Genomic DNA, 586 nt, shown 5'->3' on the forward strand with positions numbered 1-586 from the left:
ATGAGAGGTTTGGTCGTGTGTCTCGCACCAGGTTGACGCGGTCACTTCTCATGGTCTGTTGGATATTGAATTGAATGGAATGGGGAAATGGTAATGAAAAAGAGGTTGACGATTTTCTTGATTACCCTGCTTGCGTTATTGCCCTTAATGGGAATGTGGCCATTGAATGTTCAGGCGGCTTATGTGTTCAGCGGCGGGGGAGAAGGTACTCCGGGAAATCCTTATATGATTGAAACCGCAGAGGATTTGGATCATATCCGAGATAACCTTACGTCAAGTTATAAGCTACAGGCAGACATTAATCTTTCTTCCTATGGCAATTGGAATCCAATCGGTACAGATTCTAATCCGTTTGAAGGCAATTTCGATGGAGCTGGGTATACCATTAGCGGAATGATAATCAATTCGTCTGCTGATTCTATTGGTCTGTTTGGTTTTGTGAACTTATACCCCAACAAGACGATTAAACATGTACGACTGGAGAATGTGGATATTACATCGACTAATGTGAACGCCATGGTCGGCGGACTTATTGGTCTCTCCGCTCAAGGCACGATTGACGGTTGTTCGGTGATCGGTGAAATAG

Annotated in this window: 1 pseudogene; it reads left to right on the top strand. The window is 44.2% G+C overall.

The features are described from left to right. Positions 1-93: 93 nt before the first annotated feature. Positions 94-586, top strand: a pseudogene (locus AC1DWB_RS37015) (hypothetical protein); the annotation flags it as partial.

It is taken from the genome of Paenibacillus sp. P4_E11, from assembly GCF_056401635.1.